Annotated in this window: 15 protein-coding genes; 7 read left to right on the forward strand and 8 right to left on the reverse strand. The window is 72.5% G+C overall.

The genetic code is table 11. The features are described 5' to 3' along the window. Positions 1-2: 2 nt before the first annotated feature. Genes OHA99_RS07325 through OHA99_RS07340 form a run of 4 tightly spaced genes read right to left on the reverse strand, consistent with a single transcriptional unit; the run spans position 3 to position 4,180 of the window. The gene (locus OHA99_RS07325) at positions 3-581 is read right to left on the reverse strand and encodes a GNAT family N-acetyltransferase (protein WP_153177402.1); all 579 of its coding nucleotides are present in this window, start codon (positions 579-581) and stop codon (positions 3-5) included. After that, entirely contained in the window at positions 574-1,782 is a 1,209-nt protein-coding gene (locus tag OHA99_RS07330; RefSeq protein WP_405694811.1) for a type III PLP-dependent enzyme, read from the reverse strand. The genes OHA99_RS07325 and OHA99_RS07330 overlap by 8 nt, the downstream gene beginning before the upstream one ends. Next, positions 1,779-3,104: a DUF6271 family protein gene (locus tag OHA99_RS07335; protein ID WP_405694813.1), complete on the reverse strand. Its 1,326-nt coding sequence runs from the start codon at positions 3,102-3,104 to the stop codon at positions 1,779-1,781. Before OHA99_RS07335 ends, OHA99_RS07330 begins: the two co-directional genes overlap by 4 nt. Beyond that, positions 3,086-4,180 (reverse strand): YbiU family protein, encoded by a 1,095-nt coding sequence (locus OHA99_RS07340; RefSeq protein WP_153177405.1) that lies wholly within the window; start codon positions 4,178-4,180, stop codon positions 3,086-3,088. The genes OHA99_RS07335 and OHA99_RS07340 overlap by 19 nt, the downstream gene beginning before the upstream one ends. A gap of 459 nt (positions 4,181-4,639) precedes the next feature. Between OHA99_RS07340 and OHA99_RS07345 the strand changes: the two genes are divergently transcribed. After that, on the forward strand, positions 4,640-6,160 hold the full coding sequence (locus tag OHA99_RS07345) for a glycoside hydrolase family 3 protein (RefSeq protein ID WP_405694816.1): 1,521 nt from the start codon (positions 4,640-4,642) through the stop codon (positions 6,158-6,160). 36 nt (positions 6,161-6,196) lie between these two features. On the opposite strand, the gene hemE is transcribed toward OHA99_RS07345, so the two are convergent. Continuing rightward, the gene (hemE, locus tag OHA99_RS07350; RefSeq protein ID WP_153177407.1) at positions 6,197-7,264 is read right to left on the reverse strand and encodes a uroporphyrinogen decarboxylase; all 1,068 of its coding nucleotides are present in this window, start codon (positions 7,262-7,264) and stop codon (positions 6,197-6,199) included. Between the two features lie 148 nt (positions 7,265-7,412). Here hemE and OHA99_RS07355 point away from each other — a divergent pair, with 148 nt between their 5' ends. The 5 genes from OHA99_RS07355 to OHA99_RS07375 all read left to right on the forward strand — a co-directional run bounded on the left by OHA99_RS07355 (position 7,413) and on the right by OHA99_RS07375 (position 14,143). Beyond that, the gene (locus OHA99_RS07355; protein WP_405694818.1) at positions 7,413-8,183 is read left to right on the forward strand and encodes a DUF3000 domain-containing protein; all 771 of its coding nucleotides are present in this window, start codon (positions 7,413-7,415) and stop codon (positions 8,181-8,183) included. A 293-nt stretch (positions 8,184-8,476) separates the two neighbouring features. Beyond that, positions 8,477-9,139, forward strand: a complete 663-nt coding sequence (locus OHA99_RS07360) for a response regulator transcription factor (protein ID WP_153177409.1) — start codon at positions 8,477-8,479, stop codon at positions 9,137-9,139. 182 nt (positions 9,140-9,321) lie between these two features. Further along, positions 9,322-10,608: a ribonuclease D gene (locus OHA99_RS07365; RefSeq protein WP_165684475.1), complete on the forward strand. Its 1,287-nt coding sequence runs from the start codon at positions 9,322-9,324 to the stop codon at positions 10,606-10,608. Positions 10,609-10,799: 191 nt separating this feature from the next. Then, entirely contained in the window at positions 10,800-12,017 is a 1,218-nt protein-coding gene (locus tag OHA99_RS07370; protein ID WP_164382580.1) for an acetyl-CoA C-acyltransferase, read from the forward strand. Further along, a complete protein-coding gene (locus OHA99_RS07375) occupies positions 12,014-14,143 on the forward strand; it encodes a 3-hydroxyacyl-CoA dehydrogenase NAD-binding domain-containing protein (protein ID WP_153177412.1) in 2,130 nt (709 codons plus the stop codon). Before OHA99_RS07370 ends, OHA99_RS07375 begins: the two co-directional genes overlap by 4 nt. A gap of 72 nt (positions 14,144-14,215) precedes the next feature. Here the strand turns inward: OHA99_RS07375 and OHA99_RS07380 are convergent, their stop codons facing one another. The 3 genes from OHA99_RS07380 to OHA99_RS07390 are packed head-to-tail and all read right to left on the reverse strand — an operon-like array spanning position 14,216 to position 18,737. Continuing rightward, entirely contained in the window at positions 14,216-15,721 is a 1,506-nt protein-coding gene (locus OHA99_RS07380; protein WP_153177413.1) for a hypothetical protein, read from the reverse strand. A gap of 47 nt (positions 15,722-15,768) precedes the next feature. Continuing rightward, complete coding sequence (locus OHA99_RS07385) at positions 15,769-17,226, reverse strand: hypothetical protein (RefSeq protein WP_282880648.1); 1,458 nt, start codon at positions 17,224-17,226, stop codon at positions 15,769-15,771. Between the two features lie 47 nt (positions 17,227-17,273). Continuing rightward, a complete protein-coding gene (locus tag OHA99_RS07390; RefSeq protein WP_153177415.1) occupies positions 17,274-18,737 on the reverse strand; it encodes a hypothetical protein in 1,464 nt (487 codons plus the stop codon). Positions 18,738-18,808: 71 nt separating this feature from the next. Here OHA99_RS07390 and OHA99_RS07395 point away from each other — a divergent pair, with 71 nt between their 5' ends. Then, on the forward strand, positions 18,809-19,717 hold the full coding sequence (locus OHA99_RS07395) for an endonuclease/exonuclease/phosphatase family protein (RefSeq protein ID WP_153177416.1): 909 nt from the start codon (positions 18,809-18,811) through the stop codon (positions 19,715-19,717). Positions 19,718-19,778 lie beyond the last annotated feature (61 nt).

The raw sequence follows: 19,778 nt of genomic DNA on the forward strand, positions 1-19,778 counted from the left end.
AATCAGCTCACTTCGCGCAGGGTGGGGGCGGGCGGGGGCGGGGAGGGGGACGGGCGGGGCCGGGTCTGCCGGGCGGCCGCCACCGGCCTGGACATGTAGACGGCTTCGCCGCCGTACTCGCCGGCCGGGACGACCCCCGGCTCGGGCACGAAGCCGCGCGCCGACCAGAAGGGCTCGGTGCCGCCCACGGCGACCAGGGAGATCCGCTCGTCGCCGCGCGCCCGTGCGGTGCCGGTGAGGTGGCGCAGGAGGTGCCGTGCGAGTCCTGTGCGGCGCAGGCCGGGTGCGACGACGATGTCGTGGAGGTGGAGGTTGCCGGGTGGACACGCGGTCGCGGTCCGCTGCTCGCCCCGCGCCAGGTCCGGGTAGCGGTGCGGCGGATACGGCAGGGCGAGCAGATAGCCGGCCGTGCGGGCGCCGACGTCCACGACGAAGCAGGTGTCCGGGGACGCCGCCGCCCTGGACTGGAGCGCGGCCCGGCCCTCCGACAGGCCCAGGCCGGCGTAGGCGTCCCGCTCCAGCGTGACGACCGCGTCCCAGTCCCCGTCGGCGAGGGTGCGGACGCGTACGGTGTCAGCCATCGGCGCCGGTCCCCTCCGGGCGGCCCGCCCAGGCGTACGGCAGCGGGGCGAAGCCGTTGAAGCCGAGGGTGGTGTAGCTGGTCGCGTAGGCGCCGCAGGACAACACCCAGACCGGGTCGCCCGAGGCCAGCGCCCGGGGCACCGGGACCAGTCCCTCCTGGTGGGAGTAGGCGTCGTCGCTGTCGCAGGTGGGTCCCGCGACCACGGCCGGGACGTAGGGGCCGTCGGGGTGGCCCGGGAAGACCAGCCGGTACTGGAGGGCGTCCATCTCGTACAGGCCGTTGAACTTGCCGCAGCTCAGGTAGAGCCAGTGCTGCGGTTCGCCGCCCGCCGCCCGGCGTTCGGTGAGGCGGGCGACGTGGGCACGGATCGCGCCGTGGTCGGCGACGAGGTGCCGTCCCGGCTCGATGACGAAGTCCAGGGGACCGCCGTGGATCCGGCGCAGCTCGTCCATGCCCTCCCGGATCACCGCGAAGATCTTGTCCAGCGGTGGGTCGAGGGGGGTGCCGCGCCGGTCCCGGTAGCCGAGCGCGGGCAGTCCGCCGCCGAGGTTGACGTGGTCGACGCGGATGCCGCGCCGGCCGAGGGCGCCGAGGACCTCGCCCAGGTCCTCGACGGCGCCGTGCCACGCCTCGCCCGTCATCTGCTGGGAGCCGACGTGCACGGACAGGCCGGCCGGCACCAGCCCGGCGTCCCGGGCCGCCTCCAGTACCCGGACGGCGTCGCGGGGCGGGCAGCCGAACTTGTTGCTCAGTCCCCACACCGCGCCCGCCCCGCCGGTCGCCACCCGGCAGAACACGCGGGCGCCGGGGGCGTGTTCGGCGAGGGCGGCCACGTCCTGGAGGCTGTCGGTGGCGAAGGTGCGCACGCCCAGCCGGTACACCTCGGCGATGTTCCGGTCGGACTTGACGGTGTTGCCGTAGTGCACGCGTCCGACCGGCATGCCGGCCCGCAGCGCCTGCTCCACCTCGCCGGGTCCGGCCGCGTCGGCCCCGGCGCCCCGGCGGGCCAGGGCGGCGAGGACCTCGTCGACCGGGCAGGCCTTCATCGCGAACCGGACCGCTACGCCGGGCAGTTCGCGCAGGAGCGCGTCGTGGCGCTCCTCGATGCCGGCCAGGTCGTACACGAGCCGGTCCTCGGTGGCGGCGGCGAGGGCGGCGGCGAGGGGCGCGCTGAGGCCGGCGGCCGTCGGCGCGCTCACCGCGGGTGTCCGTCGGGCAGCTCGACGGGGGTGGCCTTGGCGGCGGTCACCATCCCCTCCCACGCCTCGGTGAGCAGTGCGAAGTCCGCCATGTCGTCGCGCGCCTCGTCGAGGAGGTGTGCGCGGCGGCCGGCCAGGTGGTCGGCGACGTCGGCGTATCTGCCGCCGAGCCGCCGGTAGGCGGTGTCGAGGGCGTCGAGCCTGCGGACGTTCTCCCCGGTGTCCAGGCCGGTGCTCTCTCGGGCCAGGGCGGCGACGGCACCGGGGCGGGCCCGGCCGTGCTCGTCCAGCAGCGCGTCGCCGGCTTCGGCCATGCGGTCGTAGACGAAGTGGAAGTAGAGCATCGACAGCAGGAACTTGGCGAAGCGGGTCTGGTAGGCGAGGAAGCCGGGGCCGGTCCTGCGTTCGCCGGTGTGGTAGTTGACGATGTTGCGGTTGTGCAGCACGCCGGGCAGCCGGGCGTCGTGCACGAGGTGGATGAGGAAGTAGTCGCTGCCGATGGTGTCCCGGGCGGGCGGCAGCGGCACGCGTTCACTCACCGTCGCGCCGTGGAAGGCGATGTTGCACATGTCCACGCGCATCGGGTCGACCACCGTCAGCAGCGCGTGGTCGGCCGCGAAGGGTTCGGTGCCGGCGCCGGTGAAGGACTCCTCGACCAGTGCGTGTTTCCGCTCGGCGGTCCAGCCCTCGGGCGCCCAGAGGGAGACGACGTCGCGGTAGACGTCGGGGTCGGCGTCCCGTATCCGCGCGATGTCGACGGAGAGTTCACCCACGAAGGAGCTGCCCACCATGGTGACCCGCCGCTCCAGCAGGGGGCCGGTCAGGGTCGACTCGGTGACGTGGGGCACGGCGTCGGCGGCGCGTGCGCCGAGGGAGAGCAGCTCGTGGTGGACGGGGAAGACGGTACGGCCGTCCACGCTCTGGTAGCGGCTGTCGGAGTCCCTGCGGTGGACGGACTCGCAGCCGAGCGCGGCCGCGATCAGGAAGGCGCGGTTGGTGCAGGCGCCGTAGGACAGCCCGTCGGGGAGCATCAGGTCCAGGAGCAGTCCGGGCTTGGTGCTGCCGGAGCGTGCCGTCACCCGGGTGAGGAAGTCGCGCTGGGCGGCCTCGTCGAGGTGGTGGACGGTGATCCGGGGGTGGTCCGGCAGGAGCCGCAACGCGTCGGCGTGGGCGGCGCGGTCCTCGGCCGGGCAGGAGTCGAGGACCAGCAGGTGGACATCGATGTCGAAGTGGTCGGCGGCGTGGGCGGCTTCCGCGCCCAGGGCCGTGATCGTGTCCGGGCAGTGCCGGTTGGTGGGGAGGGTCAGGCAGATACTGCGCATGCGGCGTCCCCGGTGGCCTCGTCGGTCGCCTCGTCCGTGCGGTCGCCGTCGGTGCCGGCATCCCCGTGCCAGGAGGTCAGGCCCAGCAGTTTCGCGCCCAGTTCGGTCAGTTCGGCGGGACCGTAGCGCTCGGACTCGTGCCGGTGGGCGTCGCCGAGGAGGGTGGCGTTCCAGTCGGGGGTGGTGAGGGTGCGCCAGGAGTCGACGCGGGAGTCGCGCAGGGCGCGGTGGGTCTCCAGCGCGGGCATCATCGACAGGTACTGGACCGCCCGGACGCCTTCGCCGGAGACGTTGGGGGCGACGCCGTGGGCCAGCAGGCCGTTCCAGATGAGCAGGTCGCCGGCCTCCAGGTCGGGCCGTACGACGGGCATGTCCTCGCGGTCGATCGCGGGCCGGATCGGGTCGCGGTCGTCGGGCTGGAGGGCCTTCCAGCGGTCGAAGCGGCGGAACAGCTCGGGGCAGCACTGGAAGCCGCCGTGGTCGGGCTTGGTGTCGTTGAGCGCGATGATGCCCTGGACGCGCTGGGGCAGGACGCCGAGCGTGGTGTCGACGTCCCAGTGCAGCTCGATGTCGAAGCCGCGGTCCGGTTTGTCGATCAGGGCGCGGTCGCGGTTGCCGACGTTGGGCGGGTTGAGGTTGAGCCGGTCCAGGGTGACCCACAGCTCCTCGCAGTCCCACACGTCGACGAAGGCGTCGTAGACGCGCTGCGCCTGGCGGCTGTCCCAGATGAGCTGGTGCTGGTACGCCTCGACGAAGCCGTAGATGTGCAGCTCCCGGTCGAGGTCGGAGCGGTACTCGCGGTCCTGGTACCAGGTGTCGGGGCGTTCGGGGTCCAGGCCCTGGAAGTCCCAGGCGAAGTCGAGCAGCCGGCGCGCGGAGCCGGCGGGTATCGCCTCCTTCACGACGACGTAGCCGTACGTCTGCCAGTGGGCGAAGTCCTCCTCGGACAGCACTCGCAGCGGACGGGTCTTGTCGAGGTCGCGCAGCTGGGTGCGGGCCAGGTAGGTGTCGGCGTCCGCGCTGAAGTAGGGCAGGTCCGACGGTGCTCGGTGGAGGTAGGAATCGGGCGTCGCCATGGGGTGCTCCAGATCCTCGCCGTCGCCCCGTGCGGACGACGGCGGTGCGCACGACGGTGGTCGGCCGTCGCACATGAGGTCGGTGGTGGCAGCGGGAGCCCGCTCGCGGCACGGGGGGCGGGAGCGGGGCGACGGGGCGGCTCGGACGGGGTGGTCCCCGGTCCGCGCCCTCGTCCGGAATGGTCGTCTCGTCCGGGGTGGTCGTCACGGAAGTCGTCGCCGCGGCGGCGGTTGCGCAGTCCGGCCGCGACTGGTGTCCGGCGCGGTAACTGGAGTCACATGGGCCCCTCGCCGAACTTGCGCCTCACAATGGACTAGACCAAGGGAAGGTGTCAACACCCCTCCGGACTAGGCAAGTTGTTACTTCCGAGTTCGACGACGGCACCCTTGACACGTCTGGTTAACCTGAACGCGCACCCCCTTGGTCTATACCAAGAAGCCATCCGAAAGGCGCGGTCGATGTCCTCCAGCAAGCACAGCAGCGAGTTGCGTCGGCTCGCGCTCTCCGTCCTTCAGCCGGGTTTCGTGGGCACCGAGGCCCCCGACTGGATCCTGCGCGACATCGGCGACGGACTGGCCTCCGTCGTGCTCTTCTCGCGCAACATCGTCTCCACCGAGCAGGTCGCCAAGCTGACCGGCCAACTGCGCGCCGAGAACCCGGACCTGATCGTCGCGATCGACGAGGAGGCGGGCGACGTCACCCGCATCGAGTCCGCCACCGGCTCGTCCCGGCCGGGCAACTTCGCCCTCGGCACCGTCGACGACGCGGAGCTGACCGAGGCCGTCGCCGCCGACCTCGGCCGGCAGCTGCGCACCGCCGGAGTGAGCCTCGACTACGCGCCGAGCGCGGACGTCAACTCCAACCCGGACAACCCGATCATCGGCGTACGCTCCTTCGGTTCGGACCCCGGCGTGGTCTCCCGGCACACCGCCGCGTGGATTCGCGGCCTCCAGTCGTCCGGCGTCGCCGCCTGCGCCAAGCACTTCCCCGGCCACGGGGACGTCGCCGTCGACTCCCACCACGACCTGCCGTCCTACCCGGCCGGGCGGGACGAGATCGCCGCCCAGGCGCTGCCCCCGTTCCGGGCCGCCGTCGCGGCCGGGGTGCGCGCGGTCATGAGCGGCCACCTGCTGGTGCCCGCCTACGACCCCGACCTCCCCGCCACGCTGAGCCGGACCATCCTCCAGGGCCTGCTCCGCGAGGAGCTGGGCTTCGACGGCCTGGTCGTCAGCGACGCCATCGAGATGGGCGCGGTCACCCGCCGCCACGGCATCGACGGCGCCACGGTCAAGGCGGTCGCCGCCGGGGTGGACGCCGTCTGCGTGGGCGGCGAGAGCGCCGAGGAGGCCACGGTCGCGCTGCTGGCCAAGGCGCTGACGGCCGCGGTGACCGGCGGGGAGCTGCCCGAGGAGCGGCTGGCCGAGGCGGCGGACCGGGTACGGGAGTTCGCCCGCTGGTCGGCCGGGCTGCGGGCGGCCGGGAGCGCGGGGGATTCGGCCGGGGACGGCATCGGGCACGTCGCCGCACGACGGGCCGTGCGGCTCACCGGCGCCGCGCGGGCCGCCCTGCCGCTGACGGCCGCGCCGCACGTGGTCGAACTGGCGCCGGTGACCAACATGGCCGTCGGCAAGGAGACGCCGTGGGGCGTGGCGGAACCGCTGCGGGAGCGGCTGCCCGGCACGACCTCGGTGCGGGTGCGCGGGCAGGAGCTGGAGGAGGGGACGGTGGCACTGGAGAGCTGTGCCCTCGAACCGGCCGCGGGGCGCCCGCTGGTGATCGTGGCCCGCGACGCGGCCCGGCACGCGTGGATGAGCCGTGCCGTGACCGGCCTGACCGCCGCCCGCCCGGACGCGATCGTGGTGGAGATGGGCCTGCCGGGCACCACGTCCGCCGCGGCCGCCCAGGTCTTCACCCACGGAGCGAGCGCGGCCTCGGGGGTGGCCGCGGCGGAGGTGCTCACGGACGTGTCCGCGAGCTGAGTCGCAGCCCCTGTACGGAGCCCGGTACGGAGTGCGTCAGCGCGCGGTCTGCGTGTGGACGTACTCCACGAGGCGGGTCAGGGCGTCCGGGTCGGTGGTCGGCAGGACGCCGTGGCCGAGGTTGAAGACGTGGCCCTCGAGCCCCGCCGCCGCGTCCAGGATCTCGCGGGTCTTGGTCTCGACCGCTTCCTGCCCGGCGAAGAGGACGGCCGGGTCCAGGTTGCCCTGGAGCGCCTTGCCGGGGCCGACGCGCCGGGCGGCCTCGTCCAGCGGGACGCGCCAGTCGACGCCGACGACGTCCGCGCCTGCCTCGCCGAGGAGGCCCAGCAGCTCCCCGGTGCCGACGCCGAAGTGGATGCGCGGCACGCCGTACCCGGAGACGGCCTCGAAGACCTTGCGGGAGGCGGGCAGCACCGAGCGGCGGTAGTCCGCGGGGGACAGCGCGCCGACCCAGGAGTCGAAGAGCTGGACGGCGCTCGCGCCCGCCTCGATCTGCACCTCGAGGAAGGCGGCCGTGATGCCGGCGAGGCGGTCGAGCAGGTCGGCCCACAGCTGCGGGTCGCCGTACATGAGGGCCTTGGTGTGCTCGTGGTTGCGGGAAGGGCCGCCCTCCACGAGGTAGCTCGCGAGGGTGAACGGCGCGCCCGCGAAGCCGATCAGCGGGGTGGCGCCCAGCTCGCGGGTGAGCAGGCCGAAGGCCTCGGTGACGTAGGCGACGTCCTCGGGGGTGAGGTCGCGCAGCCGCGCCAGGTCCGCGCGGGTGCGGATCGGGTCGGCGACGACCGGGCCGACGCCCGGCTTGATGTCGAGGTCGATGCCGATGGCCTTGAGCGGGACCACGATGTCGCTGAAGTAGATCGCCGCGTCCACGCCGTGCCTGCGCACCGGCTGGAGGGTGATCTCGGCGACCAGTTCCGGCCGCATGCACGACTCGAGCATCGGGATGCCCTCGCGCACCTTGAGGTACTCCGGCAGTGAGCGCCCGGCCTGCCGCATGAACCACACGGGCGTGTGCGGCACCGGCTCACGCCTGCACGCCTTGAGGAACGCGGAGTCGTACGTGGCGGTCGGCTGCTTGCCCGCGGGGCTCTGGTTGGCACTCACACGGCAAGTCTCGCATGTCCCCCGCACGGCGCCGGACCGTGGGTGGGGCGGCTCCCGCGCCCCCGCGGGACCGCGTGATCCGGACATCGCGCCCGCACGCGGGTGTCCCTCCCTGCACCGGGCCGCCGTTCCGCTTAATGTTCCCCGCATGGCTGCGGCTCAGGGACGACTGTCGGACGGCGCTGGCGGAATGGACGACGCGAAGGGGACCGAGGAAGAGGCCCGGCACAAGGGGAGTCACAACGGGAGCAACCCGAGTGGCGCGAGTGGCGGGAGTGGCGGGAACGGCACGAGTGGCGGGACCGGCGGGAGCGGCGGGAGCGGCGGGAGTACGGCGCCGCCGGCCTTCGCGGCCGCCGTGGAGGCACTGCGGGCCGTGCGGCTGCGGCCGCAGATCGAGGTGGAGGCGACCCGCGCACCGCAGCGGCTGGCCCCGCACGCGTACGCGCTCGAGGCCGCCGTCGTCGACGGCGACGAGGACCTGGCCGACGGGCGGCTGGTGCTCCTGCACGACCCGGCCGGGCACGAGGCCTGGCACGGGACCTTCCGGCTGGTGACGCTGGTGCGGGCCGAGCTGGAGCCGGAGATGGCGGCGGACCCGCTGCTGCCGGACGTGTGCTGGTCCTGGCTGACCGGCGCGCTCCAGGCGCGCGGGCTGACGTACGGGGAGCCCAGCGGCACGGTCACGCGTGCGAGTTCCCACTACTTCGGAGGGCTCTCGGCCCGGCCGTCCGCCTCGCAGATCGAGATCCGGGCGTCCTGGACGCCGCGCGAGGGTCTGGGCGGCGTCCCGGACACCGCGGCACACCTCTCCTCGTGGTGCGACCTGCTGGCCCAGGTCGCGGGCCTGCCGCCGGCCGCGCCGGGCGACGCCTCGGTCGTGACGCTGCCGCAGCGGCGCGGCCCGCAGTCGCGCTGACACTCCACCAGCGGGCGTTCATCGTTCCGGGCGTGAGGTGCGCACGCCCGGAGGAGGTTCCGTCACTTTGTCGACACGGCCACTTTCGGCCTCGTATCGACAAAGTGCGAAACCGTTCGATCTTCGAATGATCGACAGCGTGTCCGAATTGCTCGGATTGTTACTCACCAGATCGTGATCATTCTCTAAAGGCGGACGCGTTCGGTGCCGAAGACGACTGTGACCTTGAAAGCACGGTTCGTCCCGGCTTCACCCCCATGAGCCGGCCCCGTCCCCGCACCCCAGGAGGCCTGGTGTCCGTTCTCCTCGAGCAGCCTGCAAGCCTGGTCGCCTACCGCCCGAACAAGCCGACCGCCATGGTGGTCGTGGCCGACCCGCGCGTCCGTTCCACCGTCACCCGCCATCTGTGGGCGCTCGGTGTGCGCGACGTCATCGAGGCCTCGTCCGTCGCGGAGGCTCGTCCCCGCATCGGCAACCCCCGCGACATCTGCGTCGCCGACGTCCACCTCCCCGACGGCTCCGGCCTGACCCTGCTGTCGGAGACCCGCGCCGCGGGCTGGCCCAACGGGCTCGCCCTGTCCGCGGCCGACGACATCGGCGCCGTCCGCAACGCCCTCGCCGGCGGCGTCAAGGGCTACGTCGTCACCGGCACCCGTACCAACGTCGGGCTCCCCACCCGGCCGGGCGCCGCCCCCATCGGCGCCGCCGCCGCCCGTCTGCACCGCCGTCCCCCGGGCTCCCCGAGCCACCCGGGCGGCTACCGCGAGCTCTCCGGCCGCGAGGTCGAGGTGCTGCGGTTGGTCGCGGAGGGCCAGTCGAACAAGGCGATCGGCGTCTCGATGGGCCTGTCCGCCCTGACCGTCAAGAGCCACCTGGCCCGCATCGCCCGCAAGCTCGGCACGGGCGACCGCGCCGGGATGGTCGCGGTGGCCCTGCGCACGGGCATCATCCACTGACCGCTCCGACCCCACCCCCTGACACTCCCCGTTCCCCGCTCCCTGTTCCCCGCTCCCCCGCTCCCCCGACGACGTCCGGTGAAGCCGATCTTTCACTGACCTGACTGGTTTACGACCCCCCGGCGCCCGCCGACGGAACGTTCCGTCGGCGGGCGCCGTCGATCCACCGATACCCTTGACAGGTGACCGACGCCCACGAAACCGCAGCAGACCGTCCACAGCGCACCACCGGAGGCGCCCCTCCGGAAGACGCCGGATCTTCTGTGAGCCGGGCGCCGATCCCCTTGCTCGAACCACGCGAGGGCATCCCACCGGTGATCGCCGACGCGGACGCCCTCGCCGAGGTGACCGCCGCCTTCGCCGCCGGGAGCGGCCCCGTCGCCGTCGACGCCGAGCGCGCCTCCGGGTACCGCTACGGCCAGCGCGCGTATCTGGTGCAGCTGCGCCGCGAGGGCGCCGGGACGGCGCTGATCGACCCGGTGGCCTGCCCCGACCTCTCCGGTCTCGGCGCGGCGATCGCCGACGCTGAGTGGGTGCTGCACGCGGCCACCCAGGACCTGCCGTGCCTGCGCGAAATAGGGATGGTGCCCACCCGCCTCTTCGACACCGAGCTGGCCGGGCGGCTCGCCGGGTTCCCGCGGGTGGGCCTCGGCGCGATGGTGGAGAACGTCCTGGGCTTCGTCCTGGAGAAGGGCCACTCGGCCGTCGACTGGTCGACGCGCCCGCTGCCCGAGCCGTGGCTGCGCTATGCCGCGCTCGACGTCGAGCTGCTGGTCGACCTGCGGGACGCCCTGGAGAAGGAGCTGGACCGGCAGGGCAAGCTGGACTGGGCCCGGCAGGAGTTCCACGCCATCGCCTCGGCCCCGCCGCCCGAGCCGCGCAAGGACCCGTGGCGCCGCACGTCCGGCATGCACAAGGTGCGCCGGCGCCGTCAGCTCGCCGTGGTGCGGGAGCTGTGGCAGACCCGGGACCGGATCGCGCAGCGCCGGGACGTCTCCCCCGGCAAGGTGCTCGGGGACGCGGCCATCGTCGAGGCGGCACTCGCGCTGCCGCCCAACGCCCACGCGCTGGCCGCGCTGAACGGCTTCGGGCGGGTGAACCGCCGGCAGCTGGAGCAGTGGCAGGTGTCGGTCGACCGGGCCAGGGCGCTGTCCGAGTCGCAGCTGCCGCAGCCCGGCCAGCCGGTGACCGGCCCGCCGCCGCCGCGTGCCTGGGCCGACAAGGACCCGGCCGCCGCGGCCCGGCTGACCGCGGCGCGCGCGGGCGTGACGGCGCTGGCCGAGCGGCTGAGCATGCCCCAGGAGAACCTGATCACGCCGGACACCGTGCGCCGGGTCTGCTGGGAGCCGCCCGCGACGGCCGACGCCGAGTCGGTGGGCGCGGCCCTCGCCGGGCACGGGGCCCGTCCCTGGCAGGTGGAGCAGGTGACGCCGGTACTGGTGGCGGCACTGAGCGGGGAGGCGTCCTAGCCGGACCGGCGGATTCCGGCCAAGGTCGGGGTGCGGTACGTCCTCCGGTGGTGTGACGGACGGTGTGACCTTCGCCGCTCCCGCCGGGGGGACTGGGCAGCTACGTTACTCATAAGTAGCATGGGGCTGAGCGCGCGCTCAGTGCATGCGTGCCGCAGCAGTGCCATCCCGCACCCTGGAGGAGAGCCATCGTGCCTCGTACCGTCAGGGACGTCGTCTTCGTCGACGGCGTCCGCACCCCGTTCGGCAAGGCGGGCCCGAAGGGCGTCTACCACGAGACCCGCGCCGACGACCTGGTCGTGAAGGCGATCCGGGAGCTGCTGCGCCGCAACCCCGGTCTCGACCCCAAGAAGATCGACGAGGTCGCCGTCGCCGCGACCACGCAGATCGGCGACCAGGGCCTGACCATCGGCCGTACCGCCGGCATCCTGGCGGGCCTGCCCACCTCGGTCCCGGGCTACTCCATCGACCGCATGTGCGCGGGCGCCCTGACCGCCGTCACCTCGGTGGCCGGTTCGGTCGCCTTCGGCGCGTACGACGTCGCCGTCGCGGGCGGTGTCGAGCACATGGGCCGCCACCCGATGGGCGAGGGCGTCGACCCGAACCCGCGGTTCGTCAGCGAGAAGCTGGTCGACGAGTCCGCCCTGTTCATGGGCATGACCGCCGAGAACCTGCACGACCGCTACCCGAGCATCACCAAGCAGCGCGCCGACGAGTACGCCGTGCGCTCGCAGGAGAAGGCCGCCAAGGCGTACGCCAACGGCCAGATCCAGGCCGACCTGGTGCCGGTCTCGGTGCGCCGCACCAACGAAGAGGCCGGTGAGACGGGCTGGGGCCTGGTCACCGCCGACGAGCCGATGCGTCCGGGCACCACGCTGGAGAACCTGGCGGGCCTGAAGACGCCGTTCCGCGTGCACGGCCGGGTCACCGCGGGCAACGCGGCCGGTCTGAACGACGGCGCCACCGCCTCCCTCATCGCGAGCGAGGACTTCGCCCGCGAGAACAACCTGCCGGTCAAGATGCGCCTGGTCGCGTACTCCTTCGCGGGCGTCGAGCCGGAGGTCATGGGCTACGGCCCGATCCCGGCCACGGAGAAGGCCCTGGCCCAGGCCGGGCTGTCCATCGACGACATCGGCCTGTTCGAGATCAACGAGGCCTTCGCCGTCCAGGTCCTCGCCTTCCTGGAGCACTACGGCATCGCCGACGACGACGCGCGCGTCAACCAGTACGGCGGCGCCATCGCCTTCGGCCACCCGCTGGCCTCCTCCGGCGTCCGCCTGATGACGCAGCTGGCCCGCCAGTTCGAGGAACAGCCGAACGTCCGCTACGGCCTGACCACCATGTGCGTCGGCTTCGGCATGGGCGCGACGGTCATCTGGGAGAACCCGCACTTCGAGGGGGACAAGTGAGCACCACCGCAGAGCTGCTGAAGGGTGCGGCCGAGCTGTTCCCCGGCGAGGTCGTCACGCAGGCGCACGTGCGCCACTTCGACCTGCCCCTGGGCGCCGGGCGCTTCGCCCTGATCACCCTGGACAACGGCCACGACCACACCAAGCCGACCACGCTCGGCCCGCAGTCGCTGGCGAACATCGACGCCGCGATCGACCAGGTCGAGAAGGAGGCCGCGGACGGCGACATCGTCGGCGTCGGCGTCACCGGCAAGCCGTTCATCTTCGCGGTGGGCGCCGACCTCAAGGGCGTCGAGCTGCTCAAGCGGCACGAGGACGCGCTGGCCATCGGCAAGGGCGGCCACGACGTCCTCAAGCGCCTGGCGGACCTCGCGGTGCCGTCGTTCGCGTACTACAACGGCGCGGCCATGGGCGGCGGCGTGGAGATCGGCCTGCACTGCACCTACCGCACGGTGTCCGCGGCGCTCCCGGCCTTCTCCCTCCCCGAGGTCTTCCTCGGCCTGGTCCCCGGCTGGGGCGGCTGCACGCTGCTGCCGAACCTGATCGGCGCCGACAAGGCCGTCTCGGTGATCATCGAGAACAGCCTCAACCAGAACAAGCAGCTCAAGGGCAAGCAGGTTCACGAACTCGGCATCGCGGACGCGATCTTCGAGGGCGCGGACTTCCTGGAGCAGTCGCTGCTCTGGACGGCGTCCGTCCTCAAGGGCGAGATCACCGTGGAGCGTCCGCTGATCGACCGCGGGGATGCCTGGGACCAGGCCGTCGCCAAGGGCCGCTTCATCGCCGACGGCAAGGTGCACGGCGCCGCCCCGGCCGCCTACCGCGCCCTGGACATCATCGCCGCCGCCAAGAACGGCGACCTCCAGCAGGGCTACGACGCCGAGGACCAGGCCCTCGCCGACCTGATCATGGGCGGCGAACTGCGCTCCGGCATCTACGCCTTCAACCTGGTCCAGAAGCGCGGCAAGCGCCCCGCGGGTGCCCCGGACAAGTCGCTGGCCCGCCCGGTCACCAAGGTGGGCGTGGTCGGCGCCGGCCTGATGGCCTCGCAGCTGGCGCTGCTCTTCCTGCGCCGCCTGGAGGTGCCGGTCGTCCTCACGGACATCGACCAGGAGCGCGTCGACAAGGGTGTGGGCTACGTCCACGCCGAGATCGACAAGCTGCTCGGCAAGGGCCGGGTCAACCAGGACAAGGCGAACCGCCTCAAGGCCCTGGTGACCGGTGTCCTGGACAAGGCCGAGGGCTTCGCGGACGCGGACTTCATCATCGAGGCCGTGTTCGAGGAGATGGGCGTCAAGCAGAAGGTCTTCGCCGAGGTCGAGGCGGTCGCCCCGGCGCACGCGATCCTCGCCACGAACACCTCCTCCCTCTCCGTCTCCGAGATGGCGTCGAAGCTGAAGCACCCCGAGCGGGTCGTCGGCTTCCACTTCTTCAACCCGGTGGCGATCCTCCCCCTGCTGGAGATCGTGCGCGGCGAGCAGACCGACGAGGCCGCGCTGGCCACGGCGTTCGGCGTCGCCAAGAAGCTGAAGAAGACCGCGGTCCTGGTCAAGGACGCCCCGGCGTTCGTGGTCAACCGCATCCTGACCCGCTTCATGGGCGAGATCCAGAACGTCATCGACGAGGGCACCCCGGTGCCGGTGGCGGAGAAGGCGGTGGAGCCCCTCGGCCTGCCGATGTCACCGCTGGTCCTCCTGGAGCTGGTCGGCCCGGCCATCGGCCTGCACGTCTCGGAGACCCTCAACCGGGCCTTCCCGGAGCGCTTCACGGTCTCCCCGAACCTGAAGGCGGTCGTCGAGGCGGGCAAGCGCGGCTTCTACGTCTACGACAGCGGCAAGCCCGAGCTGGACCCGGAGGTCGCCGCGCTCCTCAAGCAGGGCGACTCCGTCCTGACCGAGGAGCAGGTCCGCGACCGCGTCCTGGACGCGGTGGCGCAGGAGATCGGCCTGATGCTCGACGAGGGCGTCGTCGCCGAGGCCCAGGACATCGACCTCTGCCTGATCACCGGCGCCGGCTGGCCCTTCCACCTGGGCGGCATCACGCCGTACCTGGACCGCGAGGGCGTCGCCGAGCGGGTGAACGGGAAGCGGTTCCTGGAGGCGGGGGTGGCGAGCGTGCCGGCGTAGGCACACTGCTCGCAGCCCGGAAGGGGCCCCACCGGAAGACCGGTGGGGCCCCTTCGCGTGCCGTGGCGCCGCTCAGTACCCGTAGGGTGCGGCACCCGTCGTGGCGTGGGCGACGGCGAAGGGCACCAAGGTGGCCGGGGACTCGGTCCCGACGGCGTCCACGGCGAACACCTCGACGCTGTGCCTGCCCTCCTGCCAGGGCCACCCGGAGTCCCAGGTCCAGCGGCCGTCGACCGCGACCGGGCCCCCGCCCAGGAGCGTGCCGGCGGCGCGGAAGCCCACCTGCGCCGCGCCCCGGGCGAGGCCGGTGAAACGCACCGCCGTCCCGGCGATCTGCTCGTACGCCAGGGGGGAGTGCACCGTCGGGGCCGGCAGCTGCCCCTGCCCCTCCGTGAGGGGCGCCCCGGCGGACGCGGGAGCCGCCGTCGGAGCGGCACCGCCCACGGCGGCGCCCACCGTGGTGAACGCGACGACGACGCCCTTGGTGTGACCCCCTTCGGCGTCCCAGGCGACGGCCTTCACCTGGTGCCTGCCCTTGCTCCAGGGCTTGCTCAGCTGCCAGGACCACGTGCCGTCGGTGGCCACCGACGGCGAGCCGAGGAACTTGCCGTGCTCCCACAGGCTCACGCGCACGGCTCCACGGGCGACGCCGCTGAAGTACACGCCGTTCACGGGCAGTTCGGCGTCCGGCAGCGGATGCGTCACCGTGGGCGGGGCGATGCCGGTGGGCTTGTCCCGCGAGGTGTCGGACAGGTACGCCTCGATCGCCGACGTGTCCCGGTCCGGCTCCTCGAATCCGTTGCGCACCATCCCGAGCCGCGGCGGGAGCCCGTCGGCGAGCAGGTTCAGCAGCCCCATGAGGAAGGGGACGTTGCGCCGGGTGACCTGGGCGTGGCCGGTGATGTAGGGGGACTCGCTGAAGACGAAGTTGAAGTTGTCGTACCCCTGGAAGAGGCCGAGGAACGGCTCGACCTGCTCCGCGTACTGCTCGTCCTGCGGCGAGGAGAGGAGGTAGATGTTGGAGTGCCGGCCCGCCCCGGAGCGCGCCAGGTCGGGCAGGATCGCGTCGACGGCACGGACGTTCTCCTCGGGCACCCCCTCGCCCAGCATGAAGCGGGCGACCTTGGGGTGCACCGTCCTGACGTAGGTGCCGACCAGGAACTGCGGCACGAGGGCGACGATGTTGCCGAAGCCGTACCGCATGCCGAAGTAGAGGGCCGCGCTGCCGCCCTTGGAGCCGCCCCACATGGTGACGCGGTCCGGGGTCAGCCCCAGGGCGTTCATCACCTTGGAGATGACCCCGACCACGGACTGCTCCAGGCCGAAGTCCATGCCCTCGCACAGGTAGTAGCTGTTCATGCCGTGGAAGCGGTCGCGGATCCAGAGGATGTTGGCCCGTACCGGGTCCAGGACTCCGTTCGACCATCCGTAGTCGTCGGTGACCGCGAAGTTGGCGAACACGACCACGAGGTGGCGGTTGCCCCCCTTCGCGTGCGTGAACCGGTACTCGACGGGATGGGTCCCGGAGGTGTCGATCCCGCTGATCAGCTCTCTTGCTTTCGACGGTGCTTTGGGCATGTGCGGCTTCCACTCATGAGTTGTTCGGCATGGGTCGCTCGGGACGGTCAGTACCGCGGCATGACGTATCCGGCCGGTGCCGAGGAGGGGGTGACGGTGAAGAGGACCTGGGCGGGAGCGGACTCCGTGCCGTCCGGGCCGAGCGCGACGACCACGACCAGGTGCTGCCCCTGCGGCCACACCACTCCGGGGTCCCAGGCCCAGGTCCCGTCGGGCAGGGTCCCGTTGGCGCCGAGCAGCGCACCGTTCTCGTAGAACCGGATCTCCACCGCTCCGGGCGCCAGGCCGCGGAAGCCGACCGCCGTGTCCGCGACCTCCTGGTGCGCCGCGGGCACGGAGACGACGGGCGGCAGCATCCCCGGGGCCGCCGCCCCGTCCGTGGTGGTGAAGGCCAGTTCCGTCGTCGGCGAGTGGAAACCCGACGCGTCGACCGCGAAGACCTTGACGCGGTGCTCTCCCTCGGTCCACGGCCCGCCGCGCTCCCACAGCCAGCTGCCGTCGGCGGCGACCTGCGGAGAGCCCAGGAACTTGCCCTTCTCCCACAGGCTCACCCGCACCGCTCCGTGCGCGGTACCGGTGAACCGCCAGCCCGTCCGGGGCAGCTGCCCGCCGGCCGCCGGCACGGTCACCAGCGGAGGCCCGAAGGCTCCCTGCTCCTTGACCTTGGCGGTCGCACCGAGGAAGCCGTCGATGGCGGAGGTGTCCCGGTCGGGCTCCTCGTAGCCGTGGCGGGTCAGGCCGAGGCGTGGGGTGATCCCCTCGACCAGGAGGTAGGCGAGCCCCAGGAGAGGCGGCACGTTCCGCACCGTCACCTGGTTGTGTTCCCGGATGAAGGGGGACTCGCTGTGGAGGTAGTTGAAGTTCGGGTAGCGGCGGAGCGGTTCGAGGAAGGGCTCGACCTGGCTGCGGTACTGCTCGTCCTGCGGTGACGACACCAGGTAGATGTGGCACTCGGATCCGGCCCCCGACGCCAGCAGGTCGGGCAGGACCGAGTCCAGGACCCGGGCGTTCTCCGCCGGCAGGCCCTCTCCCAGCATGGACCGGCCGACCTTCGGATAGGTCTCGCGCACGAAGGTGCCGATGAGGAACTGCGGGACGCAGGCGACGACATTGCGGAAGCCGTAGCGCAACCCGAAGTAGAGAGCCGCGCTGCCGCCCTTCGAACTGCCCCAGAGCGTGACGTCGTTCGGGGTGAGCTCGAGGGCGCGCATCACCTTGGCGATGAGATCGGCGACGGACCGCTCGACGGAGAAGTCCATCTCGCGGCACAGGTAGTAGGTGAGCCCGCCGTCGAAACGGTCACGGATCCACAGGATGTTGGACCGCAGGTCGTCGAGGACACCGGTGGACCAGCCGTAGTCGTCCGGAGCCGCCAGGTTGGCGAAGACCACGGTCAGGTGACGGTTGCCCTTCTTGGCGTGGGCGAACCTGTACTCGACGGGGTGTGCACCGGAGGTGTCGATCCCGGTGATGATCTGGCGCCCCTTCGACGCTGCTTTGGGCATGTGCGGCTTCCACTCGTGAGGTTGATCCGGTTCGGCGGCCGTGCGGGTCAGTACGGCGGCGGGTAGTGCCCGGCGGGTGCGGAGGCGTTCACCACGGTGAAGCCGGCCGCTGCGGGCGGGGACTGGTTGCCGTACGCGTCCACCGCCACGACCTCGATCAGGTGCGGTCCCTGCGGCCACGGCCGGCCCGCGTCCCAGCCCCAGATCCCGTCCGGCGCGACCGCCACCGCGCCCAGGAACACGCCGTTCTCCCGGAAACCCACCTGTACCGCGCCGGGCGCGGTGCCGTGGAACGCGACCGACGCCCCCACCTGCTGCTGCGGCGCGGGGACGGAGACGACCGGCGCGGCGGGGCCGGCCGGGGCCGCGGCGGGACCGGACACCACCGTGAAGGACACTTCGATCCGGCCGGAGTGGAAGCCCGCCGGGTCCACCGCGAAGATCTTGACCAGGTGCTTGCCCGCGGCCCACGGCTTGGCCGCCTGCCAGGACCAGGTGCCGTCGGCCGCCACGTCCGGCGACGCCACGAACTTGCCGTTCTTCCACATGCTCACCCGGACCGCTCCCGGGGCGAGCCCCTCGAAGCGGACGCCGGTGTCCGGGACCTCGCCGTTGAAGGCCGGCGCGGTGACCACCGGGGGCGCGAACGCGTCGGTGTCCTGGACCTTCGAGGTGGCGGAGAGGTAGGCGGCGATGTCCGACTGGTCGCGGTCGAACTCCTCGGCCGCGTGCCGCACGAACCCGAGGCGCGGGGCGTACCCGTCGGCCAGCAGGTTCAGCAGACCGACCAGCGCGGGGACGTTCCGTCGTGTCACCGTGGCGTGGCCGGTGATCGTCGGCGACTCGCTGTACATGAAGTTGAAGTTCTCGTAGCCCTGGAACATCCCGAGGAAGGGCTCCACCTGCACGGTGTAGTGCTCGTCCTGCGGCGAGGAGAGCACGTAGATGTTGGCCCCGGGGTTCGCCCCGCCGCGCACCAGGTCGGGCAGGAGGGCGTCCAGGACCCGGGCGTTGTGCGGCGCCTGGGCCCCCTCACCGAGCATGTACGCGGAGACCTTGGGATGCCGCTTCTCCAGGGCGTCGCCGATGAGGAACTGCGGGACGATGGCCACGACGTTCCGGTAGCCGTGGCGCAGCCCGAAGTAGAACGCCGCGCTGCCGCCCTTGGAGCCGCCCCACAGCGTGACCTGGTCCGGCGTGAGGCCCAGCGACCGCATGACGTTCGAGATGAGGTTCTGCACCGAGTCCGCCAGGCCGAAGTCCATGTTCCGGCACAGGTAGTAGGCGTTCATGCCGTCGAAGCGGTCGCGGATCCACAGGATGTTGGCGCGCACGTTGTCGAAGACGCCGTTGGACCAGCCGTAGTCCTCGGGCGCCGAGAAGTTGGCGAACACGACGACGAGGTGACGGTTGCCGCTCTTGGCGTGCGAGAACCGGTACTCGACCGGGAACGCCCCCGACGCCTCGATCCCGTTGAACAGCTTGCGGCCGCTCGAGGGTGCTTTGGACATGTACGGAACTCCACTCTCAGGGGCAGATCGTCGGATTGGCTCCGAATCATCTGATCGGACATGATGTCGGGATGCCTCCCACGGCTTCCCCGCTCACGCCTCGCCGTCGCCGACGCCTCGGCCTGTTCGCCCTGGCGTCGGTGCTCGCGGTGTCGGGCCTCCTCGCGGCGGTGCTGAGCCCGGACGGCGCGCACCGTGCGCGGCCGCGGATCTCCGACAGCACCCTCACGGTCGCCACCTGGAACATGTGCGGCGTCCGGCAGTGGGGTTGCGCGGACACCGGCAGCGATGCGGCCAAGCGGCGGGCGGTGGAGCGGCTGGTGCGGGCGGGGGCCGACGTCGTGCTGCTCCAGGAGGCCTGCGCCACGCACGCCGAATCGGTGCGCGCCGCGCTCGGTGACTCCTGGCAGCTGGCCTTCCGCTCCTACACCTGGCGCACCGGCGCCGGGCACGAGGGAACGGTCCGCTGCGAGGGGAAGGGCCTGGGTTCCGCCGGTATCGCGATCCTCTCGGCCCGCCCGCTGTCCTCGGTGCGGTCGGTGCCCTCGCGGCAGCCCGTGGCCGGAGTGGGACGCGGCATCCTGTGCGCGAGCGTCGCGGCCGTCGACGTCCGGGTGTGCAACGCGCACCTGAGCGTTCCCGACGCCGACCGGGCGCACCCCACGTGGGAGTACCGGGACGACCAGTTGAGGGCGCTGGTCGCGGCGGTGCCGGGGCGGCGCTCCGTGTTCGGCGGCGACTTCAACCTGAACCCGCCGGGGGCCCGCAACGCCTCCGGCTGGGTGTGGCCGTCCGTCGCCTACGACGCGTACCGGGAGTGCGACCAGGGCGCCGCCTCGGACCGGTCGGCCAGGCCTACGCACGTGTCGGGCCACAAACTCGACTACCTCTTCACCGGGTTGCCCAAGTCGGCCTGCACGGTGCGCGACACCGGCGTCTCCGACCACCGGGCGCTGCTGATGCGCGTGGCCACCCGCTGAGGCGACGCCGAAGCGGCGCTCGGCCCCGCCTCGGAGGGCGGGGCCGTGCGCCGGACGCGTG

The organism is Streptomyces coelicoflavus (genome assembly GCF_045041415.1).
GTDB lineage: Bacteria > Actinomycetota > Actinomycetes > Streptomycetales > Streptomycetaceae > Streptomyces > Streptomyces coelicoflavus.

Bases quoted from the DNA above. Each gene is read 5' to 3' on its own strand.
- OHA99_RS07325 (WP_153177402.1), bottom strand. From the start codon at position 581: ATGGCTGACACCGTACGCGTCCGCACCCTCGCCGACGGGGACTGGGAC.
- OHA99_RS07335 (WP_405694813.1), bottom strand. From the start codon at position 3,104: ATGCGCAGTATCTGCCTGACCCTCCCCACCAACCGGCACTGCCCGGAC.
- OHA99_RS07340 (WP_153177405.1), bottom strand. From the start codon at position 4,180: ATGGCGACGCCCGATTCCTACCTCCACCGAGCACCGTCGGACCTGCCC.
- OHA99_RS07345 (WP_405694816.1), top strand. From the start codon at position 4,640: ATGTCCTCCAGCAAGCACAGCAGCGAGTTGCGTCGGCTCGCGCTCTCC.
- OHA99_RS07355 (WP_405694818.1), top strand. From the start codon at position 7,413: ATGGCTGCGGCTCAGGGACGACTGTCGGACGGCGCTGGCGGAATGGAC.
- OHA99_RS07380 (WP_153177413.1), bottom strand. From the start codon at position 15,721: ATGCCCAAAGCACCGTCGAAAGCAAGAGAGCTGATCAGCGGGATCGAC.
- OHA99_RS07385 (WP_282880648.1), bottom strand. From the start codon at position 17,226: ATGCCCAAAGCAGCGTCGAAGGGGCGCCAGATCATCACCGGGATCGAC.
- OHA99_RS07390 (WP_153177415.1), bottom strand. From the start codon at position 18,737: ATGTCCAAAGCACCCTCGAGCGGCCGCAAGCTGTTCAACGGGATCGAG.
- OHA99_RS07395 (WP_153177416.1), top strand. From the start codon at position 18,809: ATGCCTCCCACGGCTTCCCCGCTCACGCCTCGCCGTCGCCGACGCCTC.